This is a genomic window from Mycolicibacterium vulneris, assembly GCF_002104765.1.
Classification (GTDB): domain Bacteria; phylum Actinomycetota; class Actinomycetes; order Mycobacteriales; family Mycobacteriaceae; genus Mycobacterium; species Mycobacterium vulneris.
This window is the reverse complement of record NZ_NCXM01000017.1, coordinates 77,414-100,757: the sequence shown is the minus strand read 5'-3', so window position 1 is coordinate 100,757 and position 23,344 is coordinate 77,414. Positions and strand designations below refer to the sequence as shown.

23 protein-coding genes and 1 pseudogene are annotated in these 23,344 nt (G+C 67.8%); 11 read left to right on the top strand and 13 right to left on the bottom strand.

From position 1 onward, the window contains the following. Positions 1-15 precede the first annotated feature (15 nt). The 4 genes from B8W69_RS17455 to B8W69_RS17440 all read right to left on the bottom strand — a co-directional run bounded on the left by B8W69_RS17455 (position 16) and on the right by B8W69_RS17440 (position 4,557). Positions 16-1,413, bottom strand: coding sequence for an aldehyde dehydrogenase family protein (locus B8W69_RS17455; RefSeq protein WP_085291054.1), 1,398 nt, complete (start codon positions 1,411-1,413; stop codon positions 16-18). A 2-nt stretch (positions 1,414-1,415) separates the two neighbouring features. Then, on the bottom strand, positions 1,416-2,513 hold the full coding sequence (locus tag B8W69_RS17450; RefSeq protein WP_085291053.1) for an acyl-CoA synthetase family protein: 1,098 nt from the start codon (positions 2,511-2,513) through the stop codon (positions 1,416-1,418). A gap of 170 nt (positions 2,514-2,683) precedes the next feature. Further along, on the bottom strand, positions 2,684-3,448 hold the full coding sequence (locus B8W69_RS17445) for an SDR family oxidoreductase (protein ID WP_085291052.1): 765 nt from the start codon (positions 3,446-3,448) through the stop codon (positions 2,684-2,686). A 149-nt stretch (positions 3,449-3,597) separates the two neighbouring features. Continuing rightward, the gene (locus tag B8W69_RS17440) at positions 3,598-4,557 is read right to left on the bottom strand and encodes an oxygenase MpaB family protein (RefSeq protein WP_085291092.1); all 960 of its coding nucleotides are present in this window, start codon (positions 4,555-4,557) and stop codon (positions 3,598-3,600) included. Positions 4,558-4,716: 159 nt separating this feature from the next. Between B8W69_RS17440 and B8W69_RS17435 the strand changes: the two genes are divergently transcribed. From B8W69_RS17435 to B8W69_RS17425, 3 genes are all read left to right on the top strand, one after another. Further along, positions 4,717-5,346, top strand: coding sequence for a TetR/AcrR family transcriptional regulator (locus tag B8W69_RS17435; RefSeq protein WP_085291091.1), 630 nt, complete (start codon positions 4,717-4,719; stop codon positions 5,344-5,346). Positions 5,347-5,355: 9 nt separating this feature from the next. Further along, the gene (gene lipJ / locus B8W69_RS17430) at positions 5,356-6,732 is read left to right on the top strand and encodes a bifunctional lipase/adenylate cyclase LipJ (RefSeq protein WP_085291051.1); all 1,377 of its coding nucleotides are present in this window, start codon (positions 5,356-5,358) and stop codon (positions 6,730-6,732) included. A 138-nt stretch (positions 6,733-6,870) separates the two neighbouring features. After that, positions 6,871-7,611: a methyltransferase domain-containing protein gene (locus B8W69_RS17425; RefSeq protein WP_085291050.1), complete on the top strand. Its 741-nt coding sequence runs from the start codon at positions 6,871-6,873 to the stop codon at positions 7,609-7,611. A gap of 11 nt (positions 7,612-7,622) precedes the next feature. On the opposite strand, the gene B8W69_RS17420 is transcribed toward B8W69_RS17425, so the two are convergent. The 4 genes from B8W69_RS17420 to B8W69_RS17405 all read right to left on the bottom strand — a co-directional run bounded on the left by B8W69_RS17420 (position 7,623) and on the right by B8W69_RS17405 (position 11,039). Continuing rightward, positions 7,623-8,615, bottom strand: a complete 993-nt coding sequence (locus tag B8W69_RS17420; protein WP_085291049.1) for an ABC transporter ATP-binding protein — start codon at positions 8,613-8,615, stop codon at positions 7,623-7,625. A gap of 3 nt (positions 8,616-8,618) precedes the next feature. Further along, positions 8,619-9,668, bottom strand: coding sequence for an ABC transporter permease (locus B8W69_RS17415; protein WP_085291048.1), 1,050 nt, complete (start codon positions 9,666-9,668; stop codon positions 8,619-8,621). Positions 9,669-9,716: 48 nt separating this feature from the next. After that, positions 9,717-10,178, bottom strand: coding sequence for an SRPBCC family protein (locus B8W69_RS17410; RefSeq protein WP_085291047.1), 462 nt, complete (start codon positions 10,176-10,178; stop codon positions 9,717-9,719). A 165-nt stretch (positions 10,179-10,343) separates the two neighbouring features. Continuing rightward, positions 10,344-11,039: an SDR family oxidoreductase gene (locus B8W69_RS17405; RefSeq protein WP_085291046.1), complete on the bottom strand. Its 696-nt coding sequence runs from the start codon at positions 11,037-11,039 to the stop codon at positions 10,344-10,346. A 148-nt stretch (positions 11,040-11,187) separates the two neighbouring features. On the opposite strand from B8W69_RS17405, the gene B8W69_RS17400 reads away from it, so the two are divergent. Continuing rightward, positions 11,188-11,778 (top strand): CGNR zinc finger domain-containing protein, encoded by a 591-nt coding sequence (locus B8W69_RS17400; RefSeq protein WP_085291090.1) that lies wholly within the window; start codon positions 11,188-11,190, stop codon positions 11,776-11,778. A gap of 61 nt (positions 11,779-11,839) precedes the next feature. On the opposite strand, the gene B8W69_RS30675 is transcribed toward B8W69_RS17400, so the two are convergent. After that, on the bottom strand, positions 11,840-12,004 hold the full coding sequence (locus tag B8W69_RS30675; protein WP_165762635.1) for a hypothetical protein: 165 nt from the start codon (positions 12,002-12,004) through the stop codon (positions 11,840-11,842). A 153-nt stretch (positions 12,005-12,157) separates the two neighbouring features. Then, positions 12,158-12,997, bottom strand: a complete 840-nt coding sequence (locus B8W69_RS17395; RefSeq protein ID WP_085291045.1) for an SDR family oxidoreductase — start codon at positions 12,995-12,997, stop codon at positions 12,158-12,160. Positions 12,998-13,088: 91 nt separating this feature from the next. On the opposite strand from B8W69_RS17395, the gene B8W69_RS17390 reads away from it, so the two are divergent. Next, a complete protein-coding gene (locus tag B8W69_RS17390; RefSeq protein WP_085291044.1) occupies positions 13,089-13,703 on the top strand; it encodes a PaaI family thioesterase in 615 nt (204 codons plus the stop codon). 22 nt (positions 13,704-13,725) lie between these two features. Here the strand turns inward: B8W69_RS17390 and B8W69_RS17385 are convergent, their stop codons facing one another. The 3 genes from B8W69_RS17385 to B8W69_RS17375 form a co-directional block, all read right to left on the bottom strand. Continuing rightward, positions 13,726-14,490 carry a DUF2127 domain-containing protein gene (locus tag B8W69_RS17385; RefSeq protein ID WP_085291089.1) on the bottom strand — a complete coding sequence of 255 codons (765 nt, stop codon included), beginning with the start codon at positions 14,488-14,490 and terminating at the stop codon, positions 13,726-13,728. 56 nt (positions 14,491-14,546) lie between these two features. Continuing rightward, the gene (locus B8W69_RS17380) at positions 14,547-15,935 is read right to left on the bottom strand and encodes an MmgE/PrpD family protein (RefSeq protein WP_085291043.1); all 1,389 of its coding nucleotides are present in this window, start codon (positions 15,933-15,935) and stop codon (positions 14,547-14,549) included. Between the two features lie 79 nt (positions 15,936-16,014). Next, on the bottom strand, positions 16,015-16,872 hold the full coding sequence (locus B8W69_RS17375; protein WP_085291042.1) for a helix-turn-helix domain-containing protein: 858 nt from the start codon (positions 16,870-16,872) through the stop codon (positions 16,015-16,017). A gap of 125 nt (positions 16,873-16,997) precedes the next feature. On the opposite strand from B8W69_RS17375, the gene B8W69_RS17370 reads away from it, so the two are divergent. The 6 genes and pseudogenes from B8W69_RS17370 (at position 16,998) to B8W69_RS17345 (ending at position 23,331) form a co-directional block, all read left to right on the top strand. Then, a complete protein-coding gene (locus B8W69_RS17370) occupies positions 16,998-18,041 on the top strand; it encodes a zinc-binding dehydrogenase (protein WP_085291041.1) in 1,044 nt (347 codons plus the stop codon). After that, entirely contained in the window at positions 18,038-18,451 is a 414-nt protein-coding gene (locus B8W69_RS17365) for a nuclear transport factor 2 family protein (RefSeq protein WP_085291040.1), read from the top strand. Before B8W69_RS17370 ends, B8W69_RS17365 begins: the two co-directional genes overlap by 4 nt. Then, a pseudogene (locus B8W69_RS17360) lies at positions 18,452-19,271 on the top strand (SDR family NAD(P)-dependent oxidoreductase). A gap of 247 nt (positions 19,272-19,518) precedes the next feature. Next, the gene (locus B8W69_RS17355) at positions 19,519-20,823 is read left to right on the top strand and encodes a calcium:cation antiporter family protein (RefSeq protein WP_085291039.1); all 1,305 of its coding nucleotides are present in this window, start codon (positions 19,519-19,521) and stop codon (positions 20,821-20,823) included. Positions 20,824-20,890: 67 nt separating this feature from the next. After that, entirely contained in the window at positions 20,891-21,727 is an 837-nt protein-coding gene (locus tag B8W69_RS17350; protein ID WP_085291038.1) for an SDR family oxidoreductase, read from the top strand. Between the two features lie 203 nt (positions 21,728-21,930). Further along, entirely contained in the window at positions 21,931-23,331 is a 1,401-nt protein-coding gene (locus tag B8W69_RS17345) for a DUF2252 domain-containing protein (protein WP_085291037.1), read from the top strand. Positions 23,332-23,344 lie beyond the last annotated feature (13 nt).

Genomic DNA, 23,344 nt, shown 5'->3' with positions numbered 1-23,344 from the left:
GACGGGGATTCCCGGCTAATCCCTGATGAAGCCCTTGTTGCGCATCAGGGCGTCAGCCAGGAATCCGTCGTGCGGAATGTGCGGTGCGTGCAACCACGTCGGATGGTGTCCGCAGTAGACGTTGCCGACGGTCGGTTCGGCGACCAGATCGTCGATCAGCGTCTCGTCGCCGGTGATCGCGGTGACGACGAGCGAATGCCGCAACGGCCGCATTCCGGCCTCGCGCGTCCAGGCCGACACCCACACGCACGGGAAGGGCAGCTCGAGGTTGAGTGTGTCGACGTCGGGTTCGGCCAGCAGATGGACGGCGGGGCGCAGCGCGGCATAGCCGTCCCCGAGGTCGGCGACCACCTGATCGGCGCCGAGCAGCGGGGTTGACCCGGCGGCCTTGGCCGCCAGGAAGTTTGCCAGGGCGCGCGCCTTCTCGACGGGCTGAGTGGGCAGGTTCGCCCGCTCGTCGTCGGTGGGCAGTGGCTCGATGGCCGCCAGTCGTTCGGCGATCGCCCGAGCTAGAGCGGTGGCGTCGCCCTCGCAGAGCACCGCGGTGGTGTTGACGCACGCCATGCCGCCGTGGTTGGCGATCGAATCGACGATGACGTCCAGATGGTCACGCCAGTCCCGGTCGGCGGTGATCAGGATCTTGGTGCGCCCCGGTCCGTTCACGATCACCGCCGGATCGCCGGCGTACTTGTCGACCACGTCCTGGCCGCCGTAGACCATGGCGAGGTCGGCGGACCGGATGATTTCGTCGGCCCCGGCATGGTCGGTGGGCAGATAGACGGCGTCCTCGGCGCGAAACCCGGCCTGCCGCAGCGCGCACACCAGCCGATGCGCCGTCAGCGGTTCGCGCCGCGATGGGCGCACCGCGACCCGGTAGCCCAGCGCCAGCGCCTGGGGCCAGAGCCCATGGACGCCGGGGCCGTTTCCGGCCGCGTGCACGGCGAACACTTCACCCCGGCGCACCCACAGCGCGCCGCCCGCGCGGGTGCGCTCGTCGCGCCAGTCCAGCGTCGCCCCCACCGGCTGAGCCGGTCGCACCGCATCGAACGCGCTGGCGACCGCGTCGGCCACGCCCCGCGCCCCGGCGCGGGTGATGGCGATCGGCATGCCCGAGATCCGGCTCGCCAACCCGACATAGGCCTCGAAATCCAGTCCGGCTACCACGCCGCTGCTGAAGATGTCGGCCGCCCGGGACAGCGCCGCCGCGCGCTGGGCGAGCGGCAGCGGTGCGGCCTTGCGCTGCGCGCCCAGCGTGCGCGAAACGTAGAGCGGCGGAACCATGCTCAGCTCCGCGACGGCGACGCCCGCGGTGGTGGTGATCACGTCGCTGTTGCGGGTCCGGTACTCGCCGTCAGCGCCGAGCGCGTCCAGCGCTACTAAACCGGTTGCGGCGCCGATGTTTTCACCCGCCACGCTCAGTACACGCCTTCGATGACGGCCTCGCCCTCGAAGGTGGCCACCGGCCGCACCTCGCTGACCGAGTCACTGAGTTCGCCCGCCGGCCCGGGCATCCTGATCGCCAGGTCGCGCTCCAGGTTGTTCGGTATGAACATGCCCTTGCTGACGTGGTTCATCACCACTTGGCCCTGCTGCCCGTAGGGAACCCGCTCCCCGGTGTCGGGATCGACCACCCAGAACACCACGTACGGGGTGCGGGGGTCGAAGACGAATGTGTCGCCGTCGACGGTTCGGGTCACCGCCTGCGACAGCACCATGGTGCTGCCGAACGCCATGGTGATCGTGGTCGCGGGGAAGATGCCGCGCAGCACGTCGAGTGTGTCGGCATCCACATGCGCGCCGCTGAGCAGCAGGTAGCGGATCTTGTCGTTGACCAGCTCGACCACCCGATCGTCGCGGGCCATGGCTTCCAGCAGCGGCGGGGTGGTCTGCAGATTGGCGACGTTCTGAGTCTGCAACACGAAGACGGCCTGCTCGACGACGTGGTCGACGTAGGCCGCCACGTCGGCGGCGCGGGCGGCGATCCTTTTGACCCAGCGCGGATCGATGTCGATCGCGTGGAAGGCCGCGCCGAGCCGCTGCGACACCAGCCGGGAGAAGTAGCCGACGCCGTGTGGCCCGCTCGGCATCAGGCAGAGAAAGCCCTGGCCCTGCCGGAAGCCGCCCGTGGCGAAGTCCTCGGTTTGCCATTCGATGATCTGCGCGACCCAATCCGGCAGTTGCGCAGTGCGTTTCGGGGCGCCGGTGGTGCCGCCGGATTCGAAGATCTGGGGCACCGGTGGCGCGGATCCCTGGGCGAGGTAACCGCGTGGAATGAGATCCTCCACTGGGACGCTGCGCAATTCGTTGACTAGGTTGGGAAACAACCGCAGATCGGCAAAGGTGTTGATGTCGGTCAACGGGTTGAAGTCCAGTGCGCCGGCGGTCCGCAGCCAGAACGGCGACCCGGTGTCGTCACCGAAGTGCCAGGCGATCGCCGCGCGCAGATAGGCCTCGGCATCCTCGACCGGTGCCGCGCGCGGGACGTCCAACAGGGAGAGGTCGACTTCGGCCATGTCCTCGATCTTGTCCCATCGCGGACCGCTACGCCAAGGACACCGGGCCTTCACTCACGTCCTGGTATCGCTTTATCGCCTTATTTCACAAGGAGTTTCATCGGCGTGCACGTGATGTTCAGCGCCATGCCGGATCGCGGAGGTAGCCGGGCTAGGCACGCCGCGCGAGCCTAACTGCCGAGCAGGGCGGTGATCGCCTCGTTGAAACGCGGATAGATGTCGTCGTAGGTGCCGTCACGCTCGGCGTACCGGAACATCTTGACGCGCTCCACCACGATCTCCTTGGCGTCCGGCTGCGTCTGCAGCAGCGTCATCGTCTCGGTGATGTAGTCCTCCAGCGGCATCGCCCGGGGGTCGAATCCCCGCTCGCCCTGCAGCGCGGTCTGCACGTGCGGCGGGATGATCTCGATCACCTGCACCGAGGTGTCGCGCAGCTGGAACCGCAGCGACTCGGTGTAGGAGTGCAGCGCCGCCTTGGCGGCGCAGTAGGTCGGGGTGAGCGCGCTGGGCATGAAGGCCAGCCCGGACGTGACGTTGAGGATCGTGGCGTGGGGCTTGCGCAGCAGCGCCGGCAGCAGGGCCGAGGTCAACCGGAGGGGGCCCAGGAGGTTGACGACGATGCTCTGTTCGGCCAGGCCGACGTTGCTGCCGGTCAGGTCCTCTACCCGCTGAATCCCAGCGTTGTTGACCACCACGTTGAGGTCTGGGTAGCGGTCGGTCAGCTCGGTGGCGAATCGCCGGATGTCGGCGGGGTCACCCTGATCGAGCGACAGGGTCTGCATGCCCGGGTTGGCCTCGGCCACGGCCCGCAGATGGTCGCTGCGCCGGGACGCGATGATCACCTGGTTGCCCAAGCGGTGGAAAGACTCGGCCAGGCCGCGGCCGATGCCGCTGCCGCCACCGGTGACCAGAACGGTATTGCCGGTCATTTGCATCGCGGTTCTCCTTCGGGTCGCCCTGCCATCGGCTCGCTCGACCGGCCCATTCGGCCGACGGAGCGGAATGCCCCAATGCGGAGCCGGCTAACCACGATGCCCTATGCACCCGCGCGGTGTCACGACAAACGCGGGCGACGAGTAATCCGTTACGCGGCCGGCCGGTTGTGCAGCGCGCGCGGGTCGACGCCGGCGCGCTGCCACGCCGCGGCCGCCCAGCTCGTGTAGAGCACCCGGACGGGCAGCCGGTTGAACAGCGGGTTGAGCGCCCGGATGGCCGCGGCGAAGCGCTGAAAGCGCTTCTCCTTCTTGGCGTCCCACTGCAGCTGGCACACCTCGCGCATCTGGGGCGGCAGGGTGCCGACCACGACCAGCCGGGTGTAGGCGTTCAGCGGCGCCGACAGGATCTTCCACACCGGCTTGGGAATCCGGCGCGGGCCGGGGATGCCCTTGCGGATGTAGCCGGTGCCGTAGAGCACGGTCTTGTGCGGGACGAACCGGTCGAGCATCTCGCCCCAGTAGGCCAGGAAATCGTCGTAGGTCTGCGGTTGTCCGCGGTCGCTGACGCCGTACAGGCTGTACCAGAGCTTGCCCTCGTTGAAGATCTGTTCCTTCTCCGCGCGCGACAGCCTGCGGATGAACGTGTCGGTGTTGTAGATGACCTGGTCGACGAAGCTGGCGTGCGCCCAGTAGAACAGCTCCGGATTCAGCGCGTGGTACCTCGAGCCGTCGCTGATGGTGCCCTTGATCGTTTTGTGGAAGTCGCGCACCTTGCGGCCCCACTCGTGGGGTTCGTCGGAGTAGACGGTGTTCATCAGGGGCGGCGCTGTCCGCTTGGCCCGGCCCAGCGTGTCGCTGAAGATGACGGAGTGGTCCAGCACGCCCTGGGCGAGTTGTTCGATGCAGTTCTCCACCCCGGCGGTGCGCTGGAATCCGAAGAGCTGAGTCCGGTTGTCCCCGTAAAACTTCCAGATCAACGAATCCGGACCCAGCCGCGGTGCGGTGTTGGCAGCCTCGTCGTCGATCGGCATGGGCATCGCTTCGCGAACGCCGGTGTCGAACCGCGACCCCGCGCTCGGTGCGGTCAGCTCGTCGTTCTGGGCGGTCATGCCCACCTCCTCGTCGCGCCAGACGTTGTGAATCAATGACACAAATACGTATCTTTGTTTCAGAGCCTAGCAATCGCTCGCCGGCGGTGCACGGCGGCTCCCGAGCGCCCGGAAAGCCGGCGGTGACCCCGCCGAGGAGTTGATACGATGCCGCCAATCATGCAGCCCGAACCGGGCTCTGCCAGTGCCGATGCGCTCACCGATCTCGATCGCACGATCTTGGACACCGCGCGCAGCGTGTTCGAGACCTACGGCGTGCGCCGCGCCAACATCGACGACATCGCCGCCCGGGCCGGGGTCAGCCGCAGCACGATCTACCGTCGCTTCCCGACCAAGGAGAACCTGTTCGCCCGCGTGGTGCGGCGCGAGGCCGGGCTCTTCTTCAGCACCCTGGACCGGGCGACCACGGGCTGCGATCCGCGACAGGCGGTGATCGAGGCGTTCGCGCTCGGGGTGCGCCTGGTGCAGGACTCGCCGCTGTATTCGCGGATCGCCGAAAGCGAACCCGAGCTGTTCGGCATGTTCTCCCGGTCGCAGGCCTTCCCGATTCGCCAGTTCGCCGACGGCATCGCCCATACCCTGCGGCGATGCGGCGCCGACCTGGCCGAGCCCGACCTGGACAACATCGCCGACATCCTGCTGCGCGTCGCCCTCGGCATCATCGTCTTTCCCACCGACCGGCTCGACACGTCGGACCCGGCTGCGGTGCGCGAGTACGCCGCGCGCTATCTGGTTCCGATCATCGGCAGGCCTGCTAACGGGCCTCGAATTGTCGACACCCTGCACTAGCCTTGAGTCGTGGCTGGGAGTTCTGCGGCTCCGCGGACCCGGTACGCCAGTTGCGGCGAGATCGACATCGCCTATCAGGTCTTCGGCGATGGTCCGATGGACCTGCTCATGCTGCCGGGCCCGCTGATCCCGATCGACTGCGTCGACCTCGAGCCGTCGATGTACCGCTTCCATCGCCGGCTCGCGTCGTTCTGCCGGGTGATCCGCTTCGATCAGCGCGGGATCGGCCTGTCGTCCCGGGTTCCCTCGCTGGACATGCTGGGCCCGGAATCGTGGGCGCAGGATGCGATCGCGGTCATGAACGCGGTCGGTTGCGAGCGAGCCACTGTCTTCGCCCCGGGTTTCACCACGCTGGCCGGTGTGGTTCTCGCCGCCGACCACTCCGATCGAGTGAACAGCCTGGTCATCGCCAACGGCGCCGCGCGAACGCTGCGGGGTCCCGACTACCCCATCGGCGCCGAGCTCGATGCCGCCGAGCGATTCACGTCGGTCGGGATGGAGCCGGACGCCGTCGAGCAGGGTTTCGACATGCTCGGCATCATCGCGCCCTCCATGGCGAATGACGCCGCGTTCCGCTCGTGGTGGGACATGGCCGGCAACCGGGCCGCGTCACCCAGCATGGCCCGTGCGTTCATCAATAAGGTCAGGGAGGGCGATGTCCGCGACCGGCTGCCTCGCGTCACGGTGCCGACGCTGATCCTGCATCGCGACAACCCCGGCTTCAGCCCCGTCGAGCACGCGCACTACCTCGCCGAGCACATCGCCGAATCGCACCTCGTCGAACTGCCCGGCGAGGACGCCCTGTACTGGGTCGGCGACACCGCGCCCATGCTCGACGAGATCGAAGAGTTCATCACCGGGGTGCGTGGCGGCTCCGACGCCGAGCGGCTGCTCACCACGATCATGTTCACCGACATCGTCGGATCCACCGAGCGCGCCGCGGCCCTGGGTGACCACCGCTGGCTCGACCTGCTGGACAACCACGACAGGATCGTGCGCCACGAACTGCAGCGCTTCGGTGGCCGCGAAGTCAACACGGCTGGAGACGGATTCGTCGCAACGTTCAGCAGCCCAAGCGCGGCGATCGCCTGCGCCGACGCCATCGTGGACGACGTTCACGTACTGGGCATCGAGGTGCGGGTCGGCATTCACGCCGGCGAGGTCGAGGTGCGCGGCACGGACGTCGCGGGCATGGCCGTACACATCGCCGCTCGCGTAGCGGCGCTTGCCGGGCCCAGCGAGGTACTGGTGTCGTCCACGCTACGCGACATCGTCACCGGCTCCCGGCACAGGTTCGGCGACCGCGGCGAGAGCGCGCTCAAGGGCGTGCCCGGTTACTGGCGGCTGTACGCCCTGGTCCGCGAGCACGCCGTCGTCCGCCGGTAACCAGGCGGTCAACTCGCAGCGATCGAAGCGTCGGGGGCCTCGGCGTAGGCTGCGGACGGGGACTTACCGGAGCCGAGGCTTCGCGGCTTACCGTTCGATTCCTGGCGTCTGGCTTGGCATTTGATCGAAGGAGTACGCATGACCGACGTGCACATCTCGCTGCCTCCCGCGCTCCGGCGAGCGCTGGACCTACTCATCGACCCGCCGGCCGATCCCGACGTGAGCCGGGGTTATCTCGACCTGCTCGGCGCGGGCCAGGACGGCGGCGTCGAGAAGAACACCGGTCCGATCCAGGCGGCGTGGGCGTCACCGATCGGATCGATGCTCTACGACAACGCCCAAGCGCTTTCCCGGCGCTGGATCAGCGCGTGGCAACTGCCGCTGGAGTGGTTGGACGTTCCGCAGGGGGGCATCGCGCTGGATGTCGGTTCGGGTCCGGGCAACGTCACCGCGTCGCTGGCGCGTGCCGCCGGCCCGGAGGGGCTGGGCCTTGGAGTCGATATCTCCGAGCCGATGCTCGCCCGCGCCGTGCGCAATGAGGCCGGGCCGCAGGTCGGCTTCATCAAGGCCGACGCACAACGACTTCCGCTGCGCGACGGCACTATTGACGTCGCGGTGTCGACCGCGGTGCTGCAACTGGTGCCGGATCCGGCGGTCGCCCTCGCCGAGATCGCGCGCGTGCTGCGGCCCGGCGGCAGGCTGGCCGTCATGGTCCCGACCGCCGGCCGGCTGGCCCGGTACTGGCAGCTGCTGCCGAATGTCGGCGCGCACGCGTTCAGCGACGACGAAATCGGCGATGCCTTGGAGGACAACGGTTTTGCCAGCGTGCGAGTGAAGAACCTCGGCACGTTTCAGTGGGTGCGCGCCAAGAAGGGCTGAATCGCCGCCAATCAGCCGCTGGCAAGCTCCCGGTGCTCGATCAGCTCGCCTAACCCCGAGACACCGAGCCGCTCGCGGAACGCCTGGGCGGTGTAGCCGATGACGGTCGCGTCGGTGCGGGCGCGCACCGTCGCCGAGCGCGGCATGTGAAACAGCACGCCGATTTCGCCGAAGTAGTCGCCCGGCTTGGCCACCTTGACCAATTCCTCACCGCCGTCGGCTAATTCGCGCAGAATATCGAGTTCGCCGTCGGAGACAAGGTAGATCAGCTCGCCCATCGTGCATTGCTCGAACAACATCTCGCCGGCCGTCAGCCGCACGGTTTCAGGGGGTCGATTCGTCGACGAGACCGCCGGCGCCATCTCGACGACACGGTCGGCCAGCGGCAGCATCCGGCTGTCGTGAGTGGCCACGACCACCACGCGGTCACCCTGCGCAAGCGAGCGGATCAGCCGCAACACCTCCTCCACCTGGATGAAGTCGAGGTGAGCGGTCGGTTCGTCGGCGAGGACCAACATCGGATCCAGGGCGATCGCGCGCGCGACCGCGACGCGCTGCTGCTGCCCGCCGCTCAGGTCACCCGGGCGGTGTTTCATTCGCTCTTCGAGGTTGACCCTGGCCAGTAGTTCCTCGGCCCGCTTGCGTGCGGCCGCGCGCGAGTTACCGGCCGCACGCAGCGGAACCATCACGTTTTCCAGGGCGGTGAGGCTCGGCACCAAGTTGAACGCCTGGAACACGATGCCCACCTTGTCGCGCCGGTAGTGCGCCAAGGCACCACCCTCCAGCTTGGTGACGTCGACGCCATCGAACTCGACGGCCCCGGCCTTGGGCCGCAGAATGCCGCCAAGACAGGACAACAACGTCGTCTTCCCGCAGCCGCTGGGCCCGAGGAGGATCACGAGCGACCCGGCCGGCACTTCGAGGTTCAAACCGTTGATCGGCCGAACGGCGTACCCGCCGCTGGAATATTCAACGACAAGATCCTTGATACTCAGATCGCTCATCGCTCAGGGACCTCCAAATGCGAGCGCCGGATCGACGGCGACCGCACGCCTGAAGCCGGCGAGGCTGGCCAGCAGGCCGATCACGACCGCGGCAAACGGTATCGCCACATAAGCACTGGAGGGGACCACGACGATCATCGGGAACACCGGCCCAAGCAACGCCGAAAACAGGACGCCCAGCAGCGCCGCGAGCAGCGCGACGACGACGGCCTGCAGCGCGAGCCCTGCCAAGATCGACCGTGTCGGCACACCGATGGCCTTGAACACCGCAAAGTCGCGCAGCCGCTCGAGCGCGGAGAGGTACACCACCGATCCGACGATCAGCACCGCCACGACCGACATCATCGCGGCCACGATCGTGATCGCGCCCATGGCGACGAGCTCGGGGCGCAGCAGGTCGTTGATGCCGGCGCTCCGGCCGACGAGCTGGTAGCCGGCCGGCACCTGCTCGGGTGTGCCCTTGATCGCGATCGATGTGACCGTTGGCTGCCCGTTGTATGACAAGCGCTGCAAGCCCTGCGTGGTCAGGAAAATGTTGGGTGTCTTGGCCAGTGCTGTGGAGTTGGGCACGATGCCGACGATCCGCAGCGTGCGCGCACCGACCGTCAGGTCCTCACCTACCTGCCGGCCCAGGGTGCTGGAGACCGCGACCTCGTCCGGCGTCGATGGTGCGCGGCCTCGCGACATGTGCGGCATGCCCGGTCCGCGCTCCGGCGACCCGAACGCGGTGACGCTTCGCCTCGTCGTGCCCTCGACGACCGTCGTCGCCGCACAGGCCAGTGGCGCCGCAGCGGTGACGCCGGGCGCGGCGGCCACCTGGCTCAATTCGGCTTCGGCGAATGGCGTGGCTCCCAGGAGCGGTCCCGCGGCGCCGGACTTGATCACGAACGCGTCGACGCCCATCGAGTCGACCGCGCGCTCGGCCTCGACTCGAAAACCGTTGCCCAGCCCGATCATGATCAGGGTCATGGCGAAAACCAGCCCGGTGCTGATGATCGCGATCACCAGGCGCCGCCTTCGCCACTGCATATCCCGCAATGCTGCGAACAGCATGGGTGAGACGTTACCGACCCGCACGCATCCCGGGGCCGGGTTTGACTGCTACTTCTCGAGGTTTTGCGCCAGCAGGGCGAGCCGGTCCATCGACTCGCGCAACATGTCGGCCGTCGTCGCACGGGCCCGCTCGAGGCGGGTGGCGTCGGCCAGCTCCGTCCAGTCGTAGGTGTGGGTCACCGTGGTCAGCTCGGCGTTGACCGGGCTGAGCTCCCAGCGCCACAGGTGGCCCGGTGGCTGCTTGTTGGGTTCGGCTGGGCGCCAAGCGATCTTGCTGCCCTCGACGAACTCGGTGACGTGGTTCTCCCGCACCGCACCGTTGGTCAGCGTGGTCTTGAAGATGTCGCCGACCCGATGAACGCGCTGGCCGGCGGCGGCCGAAGCCAAATTGTTGTTGCCGTCCCAGCTCGGCTGGCGCGACGGATCGGCGATCAGCTCGAAAATCCGGGCGGCGTTCGCCGACACCACGCGGGTGGCGCTCACGACGCGATCGAGTTCCGAATCCGACATGGTGCTATCCAAACACGCCCGGCCGGTCGATGCTCCGGTGACTTTGGGCCGGCCCGTTGGCGCCTTTGGCATCGCCGCGCCGGCGCGCGCGTGCGACGGTGGTCGTGCCGGGACAACCCGGTGGTCTGTGCTCCGACCAGTAGTGAGCCACCGCAAGGGCCTGGGTCACCCCATCCGCGGCAGCGCCTCGATCGGTCCGGAGAGCGCCGCCTTGACGTAGCGGGTGTCGTCGTCGGCCAGCACCTCGGTGTCATCCGCCTCGATGCCGTCGACAATCGCGCGCGCCACCTGGCGCGGGTCGTTCTTCGGTGCGTCGAAGGCGGAGGTCATCTCGGTGTCGGTGAAGCTGAGGTGCGCGGCGACCACCAGGGTGCCCTGCTTCTCGAGCTCGATGCGCAGCGAATTCGTCGTCGACCACAGTGCGGCCTTGGAGTCGCCATACCCGCCGGATCCGGGCATCCACGACAGGATCGAGGCGATGTCGACCAGTGCGCCACCGCCGTTGTCGGCCAGGACCGGGGCGAACGCCTTGGCGACGCGCAGCGCGCCGAAGTAGTTCGTCTCGAAAACCGCCCGCACCTCGTCGATGTCGCTGGTAAGCAGGCTCCGGGCGCCGAGCACACCGGCGTTGTTGATGACGATGTCGGCGTCCGATGCCGTGACCGCCAGCGCGGCAACCGAATCCGCGTCGGTGACCTCCAATTCGACGCTGACCACGCGCGGGTCCGGACTAGGCTGCGGCGCCCGGGCGGTGGCGTAGACCTTGGCCGCGCCGCGTTCCAACAACTCCGCCACGATGGCCTTGCCGAGCCCGCGTTGTCCACCGGTGACCACCACCGTCGACCCCTTGACGTTGACCATGATCTCGCTCCTTCGACTTAGGCAACACTGCTTTGCGTGCGTCACGTTAATTGACCCGGATGACACAGTCAACTAATATTTGGCTATGTCTTTTCCGTGGGTTGCGTCACAGCGATACGGGTGCGCCGCGGCACCCGGCGGCCTGGGCCTGGTCCAGGACTTCCTGAACACGAGGGCCATCGACGGGTACGGGCCCGACCTACTGGCCGACCCGAAGCTCGCCGCCGACTGGGCGGCCGCCGCGGTGCGGGCGTGGTCGGCCGCACGCGGCGCGGACCTGGAGCCCCCGGAGCTGGGCGATGCGGACCTCGCCAGGCTTCGCGCCGTGCGTGCCGGCATTGAGCAGCTGGTGGACGGCGAAGCGCCGAATGGGCGCGGTCCCGGCGGCGTCGCGGCATCCTTCGCGCTGTCCGAGTCCGGTGAGGTGCGGCTGGATCCCGCCGGCAGCGGCTGGCGCTGGCTCGCGTCGGCACTGTGGGGCGAGATCCTGTTGAGCCAGCACGCCGGCACCTGGCGGCGGATCAAGCACTGCCGCAACCACCGGTGCGGGTCGGCGTTCTACGACCGCTCGAAGAACAACAGCGGCGTCTGGCACGACGTCAAGACGTGCGGCAACGCCGTCAATCTGCGGGCCTCCCGGGCCCGGCGGCGTGAACGCGATCGGGCGGCGGCGTCAGGCGTTTCGCCAGCGCAGGCGGTACCTGTAGTAAAGCCCTCGACGGATGCGGGCCCCCGGTAGGACGTCTTCGGCTGCCCGCCGGATCTCGGCCAGGCTTTCGCGGGGATCGGCGACGGCGCCGTCAGCAGCGTTCGACGCCTTTGGGCATCAGGCGCGGGCCCGGGTCCACCGGGCGCCGCCCGCTTCTGAGCACCGCGTGCACTACACCGAACGCGCGCGCCTTCAGTGGCGCGACCACGTCGACAGTGGCGGGAGCCTGGCTGACCCAGGCCGGAAGTGTTGCCACGATTAGTCCTTTGTTCTTTCGGCATGTGCGCCGAATCATTCAATCGCACCGCACCCGTTTTACTAGGGCGTCGCGCCGCGGTAAACGCCACGAAAAGCCGATTTGTGGTGTACGACACATCCGTGACGCAACGGAAGTCACGCAATGGTGCGGCTAGTGAAAACCCTTGAACCTGCGCAGATAACCGGGCAATCGGTGGGCGGGCAAGGCCTTCGGCCAGTCATCGGGGCGGAAATATGCGTCGGTACCGCCGTCTACGAATACTACACTGCCACATAGGAAATCGGCGGCGTCCGACAGCATGAAGCACATCCAGTCGGCCATGTGCCCTGCGTCACCGAAGCCGCCTACCGGGACCGGGAACGACCGGACGGCCTTGGCCTGCCTCGGGTCCGACAACTGCTCCTGCAAAAGCGGTGTCATGATCGCGCCGGGAGACAGCGCGTTCAGGCGCACTCCCGCCCCGGCCCACTCCGGACGCACCGCGTGTCGCCGCACCCAACGGCTGACCGCGATCTTGGACGCCCCGTACATCATCGTTGGCGCGGCCGGACCCAATAGCCGCACCGTTCGCACCGCCTTATCGGCGTCGTGGGCGAGCAGCGCTCTGACCGCACGGCGCGGCACGGCGGGTATGGTGGTTGTCGAATTACTACCGACGACAACGACTTTCGCGCGTTCAGTGGCTGCCAGCGCGGCACGCCAGGCGGCGAGCAATTCGACGACCCCGAAGTAATTGACCGCAGCGATCTTGCGGATGCGGCCGGGGCTGGGGCCCAGGCCGGCCGCCAAAACGGCACCGTCGAGTCTGTTGCCCGAGAGCTCCACGACGCGGTCGGCCGCCGCTTTGCGCCCATCGGGCGTCGACAGGTCGGCGACCACGTCGGCGTCCTTGATGTCGACACCGATGATGCTGTGCCCGTTGTCCCGAAGACGCCGGGCGGTCTCGCGGCCCATCCCGGAAGCCGACCCGGTAATGGCGTAGGTCCCCATTGACTCCTCCGTTCTCTGGGAAGTATGCCCGGGCAACGGGCCGCTCCGACGGGCGCTGCCCACCCAGTGGTCGCCCTGTTAAGTTGCCAAGGTGCATGACCCGACGCCCTGCATCGATTTCAGCCAGCTCGAGTCGGTTTACGCGCCGCTGGCCGAATCGGTCCGCCGACTCCTCGACATCAGCATCCGCACCGAAGCCGGGCCGACGGCTGTGGCGGCGGCGATAGCCAGAATCGACAGTGCGACAAGCGAACTGAGCGATGAGCTGCGACCCGGGCCGTTCGGCGTGCACCGCACCCCCGACGGCCAGACCATTGCGTGGGGCAACGCGGTGGTGGGACTGCGGAACCCGATGGCGCCGCCGCTGGTCATCCATCACGATCCCGACGGCCTGGTGTGGTCGGAGTTCGTGCTCGGCGCCGCCTACGAAGGCCCGCCGGACACCGTTCACGGCGGGGTGTGTGCCCTGGTGCTCGATCATGTGCTCGGCGCGACGGCCCATCAGCCCGACAAGCCCGCGTACACCGGCACCCTGACCCTGCGGTACCGGCGTCCCACGGCGTTGGGCCGGCGACTGCGGGCCGAGGCTCGCGTCGAGCGCGTCGATGGGGCAAAGATCTTCGCCGTCGGCCACCTGGCCGACGAGGACGGCGTCACCGTGGAAGCCGAGGGCATCTTCATCCAGCCCAAGGACACGCGGGCATGACCGTCGGCGCCCGGCGGGCGGGTCAGCTCGCCGTCGCGGCCTTCTCGACGTCGAGCAGCTGCTCGCCACGCCGTTCCTCGTCGTAGGCCTGGCGGCCGCCGCGCAGCCCGAACAGTCGTTTCGAGACCAGCAGGTAGATCACCGCGGCGACGTTGATGGTGAAGGTCACTACCCGGGTCATCGTGATGCCCTTGGCCAGGTCGTGGATCTCGAGCGGCAAGAAGACCGAGGTGGCGATCACCGCGAAGTATTCGCCCCAGCGCTTCAGCAGCCACAGGCCCACCCCCTCGACGACCTCGATCAGTGCGTAGCCGGCCAGCATCAGGGTGAGCACGGCCAGGGTGGACGGCTTGGCGGCCAGCGCCTTCTCCAGTTCGTGCACGATGGTCATCTGGTCGACCTTGAAGCCCGCGGTGCGAAAGATCGGCAGGTCGCGATCGAGGGTGGCCTGGATCGCGCCCCGCGCCCCGCGGAACTTCCACACCGCGTAGGCCGCCAGCGCGATCACCACCGCCCGGAACAAGCGCTCCACCGCGAGGATGCGGATGATGATGGCCTGACGTAACGCCTTGCCGCGCATGATCATCGGTGCGTCCTCGGCGCGGCCGCGTCCGTGGGGCTCGCCGACGGTGAATTCGCCGCACCGCAAGCAGCGCCACACTTCGCCCAGCCCGGTGTTACCGCTCAGCCGCTCGGCGAGCGACTTGTCGTCGGGTGCATAGGTGACGTGGCCGGCAACGGCGCAGGTGACCAGCTCCCACCGGTTGTGGCGGTGTTCTTTCCCCATGGCCGGATCATTCATGGCGGGCGGTCGGCCACGCAAGGGGGCGCGCACGATGCGCGTCAGAAGCGCGGCTCGCTGCGCGCGCACCGGGCGGTGGGAAGCACCGACCCGAGGAGTCCGGTGAGCTCGGCGACTCCGATGTCGTCGAGACGGGCCACCGCGGCGACGATGTCGTCACGCAGCGGCTCGTCACAGAAGGGTTCGGCAAGCCAACCGAACTTGTCCACGACGCGTTCCCAGGACATCGGGCAGGTTGGTGATCCCTCGTAATCCGACTGCTCGCGGCTGAACTCTCGCCCGTCGTTCGCGACCACGTGCACGCGCGCCGCCGTGCGTTGCGGATAGTCGGCGGTCAGATCGTCGGCCGGCCTGACCTCCACGCGCGACAACAGGTCCTGGACGTCGGTTCGCAGAACACGTTTATTCTCAAGCTGTTCGGGGCCGACGCCGCCGTCGAGCAGGGCGACCGCGGTCAGGTACTTGAGGTTGTAGTCGGCCTGCTCCTTGGTGATCGGATGTTCTTTGTCGCCGTAGGCGCCCCCACCGGCGAAGTCGTATGCCCCCTGGAAGACCTCGAGGACGACCCGGGCGACGTCCGGACCGCGCAAACCGTTGTCGGTCCGAACGGCCAGCACGGCGTCGATCACGACCTGGCCGTGGATGAGTGAGCAGTACTGCTTCAGGTACGTCTCTTCGACGCAGCGCAGGCTCCGGTCGCCGGTGTGCAGATCGATGGGCTGGTCGAACAGCTGCACCAGCCCGTGTGGGCCCTCGAACAGCGACTTGGGGCCGGTGATGCCGCGCGCGGCCAGCATCGTCGTGTAGACGGCGCGCATACCGGTGATCGCCGGCGAGATGCCCTTCCAGTTCGACACCGGTTCGGCATGGACTGTCGCCAGCGACACGTTGTCGGCCGTCGCGGCGGCGATGGCGTTGGCGGTCTGTTCGGCGCTCAGTCCCAGTAGCTTTGCGCTGCCGGCCGCAACCGACATCGACAGCTGCAGCGCGTGGTTGAGCCCGCGCGCCATCACGGGAACCTTTGCGCTGAAACGGCATTGGATTTCGTAGGCGATCGCCAGCGCCAGCAGGAAGTCGGCCCCGCTGGCGCCGGTGTGCTCGGCCACGGCCAGCACGGCGCCGAGGTTGTCGGCGGGATGGCAGAGACCGCCCACGGTCAGATAGGTGTCGAGCAGATCGGGATAGCGCACCAGCACCGCGTTGAAGAACGCGGCCTGGTCCACCGACGCCCGCCCGCCACCGACCAGGGTGGCCGTGGGGGCGCCACCGAACTGGGCGCTGTGGTCACGGATCGTCGGGATGAGTTCCCCGTCCAGGGAACCGACGGCGCACGCGAGGCTGTCGAGCACGTTGCGTTTCAACAGTGCGCGCGGCTGCCCGGTCAGATCCGCCTGCCGCGCGCCGACGACGAATTCGGCCAGCTCGTCCACAACATAGTTATGTGCCACCACTTTTCGCCTCCCGGGCGAGGCTACCCCGACGCACGGGTCCGATCGCGTGTGCGATGCGCTACATGGCGGTATCGATCTGCGGTTGCGATCCGCTGAGTGCGGCCGTCTCGTCGGTCAGGTGTTTTCCGATGTCGCGGATCTGTCGCGCGCTCAGCGCGCACAGCGGGTGCACGGCCACCATCAGGGCCACGTGTCCCCGTTCGTCGAAAACCGGCGCGGCGATGGTCACCACGGGCTGCTTGCGCCGGCCCGGGTTGTCGTCGGAAAGAAATCCGATGGTGGTGAACTCGACCAGCAGCTGGTCCAGGATGTGGCGCACCGGAATCGGCATCTCGCTGCTGTCCAAGGTGCCGACCACCTGCACGGCCTGCGCGAGCGCCGGCGTCGTCCAGTCGACGTCGAATCCCCGTTCGCGCGTGTGCGCCAGGACCTGTTGCAGGCGCTGGGCCCGGTCGGCATTGTCACCGGCGCCCCGCCGGATCCACCCGCGTTGTTCCTCCTCGGTGTCCCAGGCCGCCATCGCCACGCCGAACGGCGGCGCGTACGGGATGCGATCACCCGGAATCCCCGACGGCTGCGTGGCAGGTTCACCCTCAAAGGCGGTGACCACCAACGAATCACCGAACTTCTCGACCACCGAACAGGCATAGCCGACTTCCCGGGACAGCCGCAGGGCCGCGGACCGCGCCGCATGCGCGAGCGGCCGGGCGGTGTCCGTGCGGGCGGCCACCACCGCGAGCGCGGGACCGAGCGCGAACGTCTTGGCGACCGGATCGCGACTGGCCCACCCGCGATCGCACAGCGTCTTCAGGATCGCGTGCGCGGTCGCCTGGGTGAGATCCAGCTCGCGCACCACGTCGGAGAAGCGCAGCCGCGCGTTTCCGGACCGCGCCAGCAGCTCGACGACATCGAGCACGCGCGCGGTCGGCGCTGACGTCGAACCGCGAATCGCTTGACTCCTTTACGACGGCGTTTTTACAGTTGTACGAACATCCGAGATTGTATATCGATTATTCGAGAAAGTTGGTGCATTTGCGCGCTGTGGTGTTAAGAGACGGTCGGTTACAGGTCCGCGAGACGCCGGACCCCGAACCCGGGCCGGGTGAGTTGTTGCTGCGCACGTTGAGCACCGCGATCTGCGCGTCCGACGTGCATTTCATGGACCATCCCGAACTCGCCATTGACGATCCGACCGGTCGCTCGCTGTACGACACCGGCCGCGACATCGTGCTCGGCCACGAATTCGTGGGCGAGGTCGTCGGGCACGGGCCGAACTGCACCGACCAGTTCGCCGTCGGTACGCGCGTGACGGCCATGCCGGTGCGCCTGGTCGACGGCGGCGCCGGCGGAATGCGCATCATCGGTCAGCATCCCGAGGCGCAGGGCAGTTTTGCTGAGCTGCTGGTGGTTTCGGAGGTGGCGGCCAAACCCGTCCCCGGCGAGGTGTCCAGCGACGCCGTGGCATTGACCGACGCGTTCGCCGTCGGCGAGTTCTACGTGCGCTCGGCGCAGCTGCAGCCCGGCGAGATCCCCGTCGTCATCGGTGCGGGAACGATCGGGCTCTCGGCCGTCGCGGCCCTGGCCGGCCGCGGCATCGACCCCATCGTCGTAGCCGACTACAAGGCCGACCGACGCCAGCTGGCCCGTGACCGCTTCGGCGCGCACGTGCTGGTCGACCCGGGCGAGAAGTCGCCGTTCGATGCGTTCAACGAGGTGCGCGCGCACCGCGGATTGCCCGGGCCGGCAGTCGTATTCGAATGCGTGGGCGCGTCCGGGCTGATTCAGAAGTTGGTCGAATCCGCCGAAATGGGCACCCGCATCTACTGCGCGGGCGGCTGGTACACCGGCGACACCCTCGACATCACCACCGCCACCCGGCAAGGTGTGACGATTCAGTTCGGCGGCGGTCCGCACCCGCAGGACTGGTACGGCACACTGGACGCCATCGGGGCGGGCCGGCTGGACCCGCTGCCGAGCGTCGGCAAGATCATCGGCCTCGACGAGGTGCCCGAGGCCCTCGATCAGGCCCGCAGGTCCGACGGCCCGCCCCGGATCGTCGTCCGCCCGAATGGAGACCTCCCGTGAGCGAACGCGATGACCGCCAGGACATCTCCGAACTGCTGGTGCGCTATGCCACGGGGATCGACCGGCGCGACTGGCCGCTGTTCCGTACCGTCTTCACCGACGACTGCCAACTGGACTACGGCGAGATCGGCACCTGGAACGGCGTCGACGCCGTCGCCGACTTCATGGAGCAGGTGCACGCCCTGGCGGGACACACGCTGCACCGCCTGACCAACCAGGCCATCACCCTCGACGGCGACAACGCCACTGCGCGCACCTACATCGACGGCCTGATCATGGCCGGCGACAACAACTCTGGTGTCAACGCGATCGGGTTCTACGACGACGACATCGTGCGCACGCCGGCGGGGTGGCGCATCGCCCGCCGGCGCTACACGCAGGTTCGCATCACGACGGTCGGAGGCGGGTAGATGACATTCGCGACGAAATACGGGCCCTGGGCATTGGTGGCCGGCTCCTCCGACGGTGTGGGTGCGGCGTTCGCCGAAGGGCTCGCCGAGCGCGGTGTCAACGTGGTACTGCTGGCCCGCCGGCAAGCCGCGCTCGACCGCGTCGCGGCCGAGATCGAGGCCAAGACGTCGGCGCAGACCCGAACCGCCGCAATCGATCTCGCGCAGCCGGGTGCCGCCTCGGCGGTGGCCGCGGCAACCGGCGACCTGGAGATCGGCACGCTCGTGTACTGCGCCGGTGCCGACCCCAATTTCGAGCCCTTCCTTGCCAATCCGATCGAAGCGGCCGAGGCGATGGTGCAGCGTAACTGCATGGTGCCCATGCAGTTGTGTCACCATTACGCGCCCCGCGATGGTGGCGCGAGGCAGCGGCGGCATCGTCATCTTCGGTTCCGGGGCCGGGCTGGCCGGCGGGGCGAACATGGTCGCCTACGGCGCATCGAAGGCGTTCGACATGGTCTTCGCCGAGGCGCTGTGGGCCGAACTCCACGACAAGGGTGTCGACGTTTTGGCCCTCATCCTGGGCAAGACCAACACGCCGGCATTGCGCCAACTCGAATACACCCGCGGTCTGATCGGGTCCCCCGACGAGGTGCCCCCGGACGCGGCGGCCGTGCCCGACGTCGTCGCCGAGGCATTCGAGAACCTCGGCAACGGCCCCACCCTGATGGTGGGCGACACCATGCGCGCCGCGGCGCAGCTGCTGGCATCGCTGAGCCGCAATCAGGCCGTTGAGCTCTTCGCGCAGGCCGCCGCCGCAGCCATGGGCCCGGACGCCTAGCCGCAATCGGCGGGAACTTCGGGCGTTCGCTGTGCGTCGTACGTATGGCGGCGAGGTTTGCCAAAGTTACAAATCAGGGCAGCCTAACTTGTGCAACTGCAGTGCCCTGTTCAGCAAATATGGGCTCGGGTGCACCGGCCCGTTCGCATCCCCGCTGCGTTGCTGACCCCCGCCGCCGCGGGTACCTTGGGTAACCGGTTCACCACGGCACCCGAGCCGACGTAGAGGCCGATCGGCAGTGCGAAGGATGACGATGCTCGCCATAGACAGGCCCGCAGCCACCGTCTCGACGACGGCACTCTGGCGGCGCCGCACCCTGACCCGCTCCGGCTTGATCACCGGCGCATTCGTCGTCCCGGCCGTGGTTGTCCGCATCGCGGGCCTGCACACCGGCGCGGTGCTCGCCCTGCTGATCTTCGGGGCCGCCGTGGTGGGGGCCAGCTTTCTGCTGGCGTGGGCGGCCGAGGCCGCGCAGATCGACGTCTCCGGCGGGCTGGCCACGGCGCTGCTCGCCCTGATCGCGGTGTTGCCCGAATACGCCGTCGACCTCTATTACGCCTACGTGTCCGGCCACAACGCGGACTACACGCAGTACGCCGCCGCCAACATGACCGGGTCCAACCGGTTGTTGATGGGTCTGGGCTGGCCCGTCGTGGTGCTGGTGAGCATCCTGGTCGCGCGGAAGTCCGGCTCGGAAAAGACCACCGGTTTGACGTTAGAGCCAGCAAACCGCGTCGAACTCGGATTCCTGTTGATCGCCGGCGTCCTCGCGTTCGTTATCCCGGCGAGCGGGCAGATCCACTTCGGGCTGGGGCTGGCGTTGCTGGCCTGGTTCGGGTTCTACCTCTACAAGATCAGCCACGGCGACGTTGAAGAGCCCGACCTGATCGGCACCGCGGCCGCCTTGGGTGACCTGCCCGATCGCCGGCGGCGAGTCACCGTGGTCGGCCTGTTCCTGGTGTCGGGCGGGGTGATCCTGCTGTGCGCCAAGCCCTTTGCCGACAACCTGGTCGCCGCCGGCACCGAACTCGGCATCAATCGCTTCCTGCTGGTGCAGTGGCTGGCCCCGCTGGCCTCCGAGGCGCCCGAATTCATCATCGCGACCATCTTCGCCACTCGCGGCAAGGGCACGGCGGCCATCGCCACGCTGATCTCTTCCAAGGTCAACCAGTGGACCCTGCTGATCGGGTCGCTGCCCATCGCCCACTTGCTGGGCGGCGGCGGGTTCTCCCTGCACCTCGACTCCCGGCAGGTGGAGGAGGTGCTGCTCACCGCGACCCAGACCATGATGGGGGTGGCGCTGATCCTGGCGCTGAGGTTCCATCGCGCCGCGGCGTGCACACTGCTCGGGCTGTTCGTGGTCCAGTTCCCGATCTTCTCGACACAGGGGCGGCTGCTGCTCTGCGGCGTCTACACCGCGGTGGCCGTCGCCGGGCTGATCATCAACCGCCGCCACCTGTTCACCACCGTCAGGGCGCCGTTCTTCGGCAGGGCCATCCGGCACAGCGGTCACCCACACCACGAACCGGAGGGTTCCGCCCACCCGCGGTAGGCCTCCGTCACTCCGACGACCGCTCCCCCGCCCGGGTTCGACAGCATTCTGCGTATACGGTCCAGGTATGAATCGAGTGTCGGTGATCACAGGCGGCGCGGGCGGCATGGGCCTGGCCACGGCGAAAATCGTCGGCCGCGACCACGCCCTGGTGCTGTGTGACGTCAGGCAGGACCGGTTGGCGGCTGCGGCCACGACCCTGCAGGACCTCGGGTTCGCCGCGACGGCCGTCGACTGCGATGTCACCGACCGGCGCGCCGTCGCAGACCTGCTCGGCACCGCGGGCAGCCTCGGCACGGTCGTCTCCGTCATCCACACCGCCGGGGTCAGCCCGAGCATGGGCGCCGCCGACTACGTCATGAGGACCAACGCGGTCGGCACCGTCAACGTCAACGAGGAGTTCTTCGCGGTCGCCGGCGAGGGCGCGGTGATCGTCAACGTGGCATCGATGGCGGCGCACATGCTGCCCGCCGAAATCGTTCCGGCAGAACAATTTCCGCAAGCGCTCAACGACACGGGCGCCTTCATGGACGCCATGCTGGCGGCGTGCAGCATCGCTCCCGAGGGGGCGCGCTCCGGCCTCGCCTACGCCGTGAGCAAGAGTTTCGTGAAGTGGTACAGCCAGTCGCAGGCCGAGCGATTCAACGCCCGCGGATTGCGCATCGTCTCGGTGTCACCGGGCTCCATCGACACCGAGATGGGCCGGCTCGAGGAGCAGGCCGGCGCGGGTGCGATGGTCGCCAACGCCGCCGTCCCGCGGTGGGGCAAGCCGGAAGAGGTGGCCGAGCTGCTCGCCTTCTGCGCCAGCGAGAAGGCCGGATACCTCACCGGCACAGACATTCTCAACGACGGTGGCGTGATCGCCTCGATGACCGAACGCGCCAGGGCGTCCGCCGCCGGCTAGACCAGGTAGTACAGCTCGAAGTGCGCATCGGGGGGCAGCAGTTCACCACGCCAGCCACACCTCCCATCACCGATCATGATGATGTGCCAAACGGCCCCGTGTGGCACCGAACATTTTTAAGAATGTCAACGATCGGGCCACCCGGCGACAGCCATGAGAATCAGCCTGACGTGAATGCCCGCCGCGGTGACTATGCTGGTCAAATGCCGCAACGGGCATTGCGTGACCGCCTGATCGACGTCGAGGTTCCGAGCGAGGATCTGGCACGCGGGCGGGCGCTGCGCAAAACCGCGCCTAGACGGTCCCTCGCGCAGCTGACACCATCCACCCGAACAGCGACCGAAATTCTCGTCGCCCAAAACGCCGATCGGCTAGAGGAACTCGTCCCGCTCCGGTTTGCGCGCATGCTCGCCGACCCGTTTTCCTTCTACCGAGGTTCGGCGGCGGTCATGGCCGCCGACCTCGCCACAAGCCCGTCCAGCGGGATCGAAGTCATGTGCTGCGGCGATGCGCACGTTTCGAATTTCGGCCTGTACGCCGCCCCCCATCGCTCGATCGTCTTCGACCTGAATGACTTCGACGAGGCCGCCGTCGCACCCGCGGAGTGGGACGTCAAACGCCTGATCACCAGCGCTATCATCGGTGGCCGTCACGCTAAATACCCGGGCAAGGCGATCCGCCGCTGTGTCGAAGAGGCGTTGACGGGCTATCAAACCAGCCTCGAGGCGATGCTCGAGGAGATGAACGTTCTGGACCGCTACTACCTACGGGTGGAACCCGAGCACTACACCGGAACGATGTCCAAGGGCCTGCAGGCGGTGATCCAGAAGACGATCTCCCGGGCACGCACGCGAACGTCAGAGCGAGTCTTCAAGCAGATTATGGAGATTGGCGCGGACGGCACCCCGCGCCTGCGTGAGGCACCTCCCGTCCTGCAGCACGTCGAGGAGGACATTGAAGCGCCCTTGATCGAGTCGGTTCAGGAATATCTGGCCGCGGTTCCGGCCGACGTGGCGTTGTTGCTGTCGCACTTTCGCGTCACCGACATCGCGCTTCGGGTCGTCGGCGTAGGAAGCGTCGGTACCCGGTGCTATCTGGTCATTCTGGTCGGCCCCAACGGAACACCGCTGATCATCCAGATCAAAGAGGCCACTCGATCGGTGCTCGACGAATACGGCGGTTGGCCGCAGCCGGACGCCCTCACCGCGGCGGTCGAGGCCAAGGGCCAAGGCGTGCGCGTGATTGACGGTCAGCTGATCTTGCAGGCGATGTCGGATGTGTTCCTGGGGACGACACGCAAGGACGGCCGCGACTACTACGTCCGCCAGTTTCACGACATGAAGGGCAGCATCGACATCGAAGGCCTGTCGGCCTCGATCTTCTCCGAATACGTCCTCGCCTGTGCGGTGCTGCTGGCCCGAGCACACGCGCAGAGTGCCAACGCGTCCATTCTGCGGGGATATGTCGGCACCAGTAGCGCCGTGCACGACGCGGTGGCCGATTGGTCGTATGGCTACGCCGACAAATCACTCGACGACTTCCACCAGTTGCGCGCCGCGGCAGCGGCCGGTGATATCGAGGTCGCCGACGATCCCGCGCGCTGATGTGCCGCCGGAT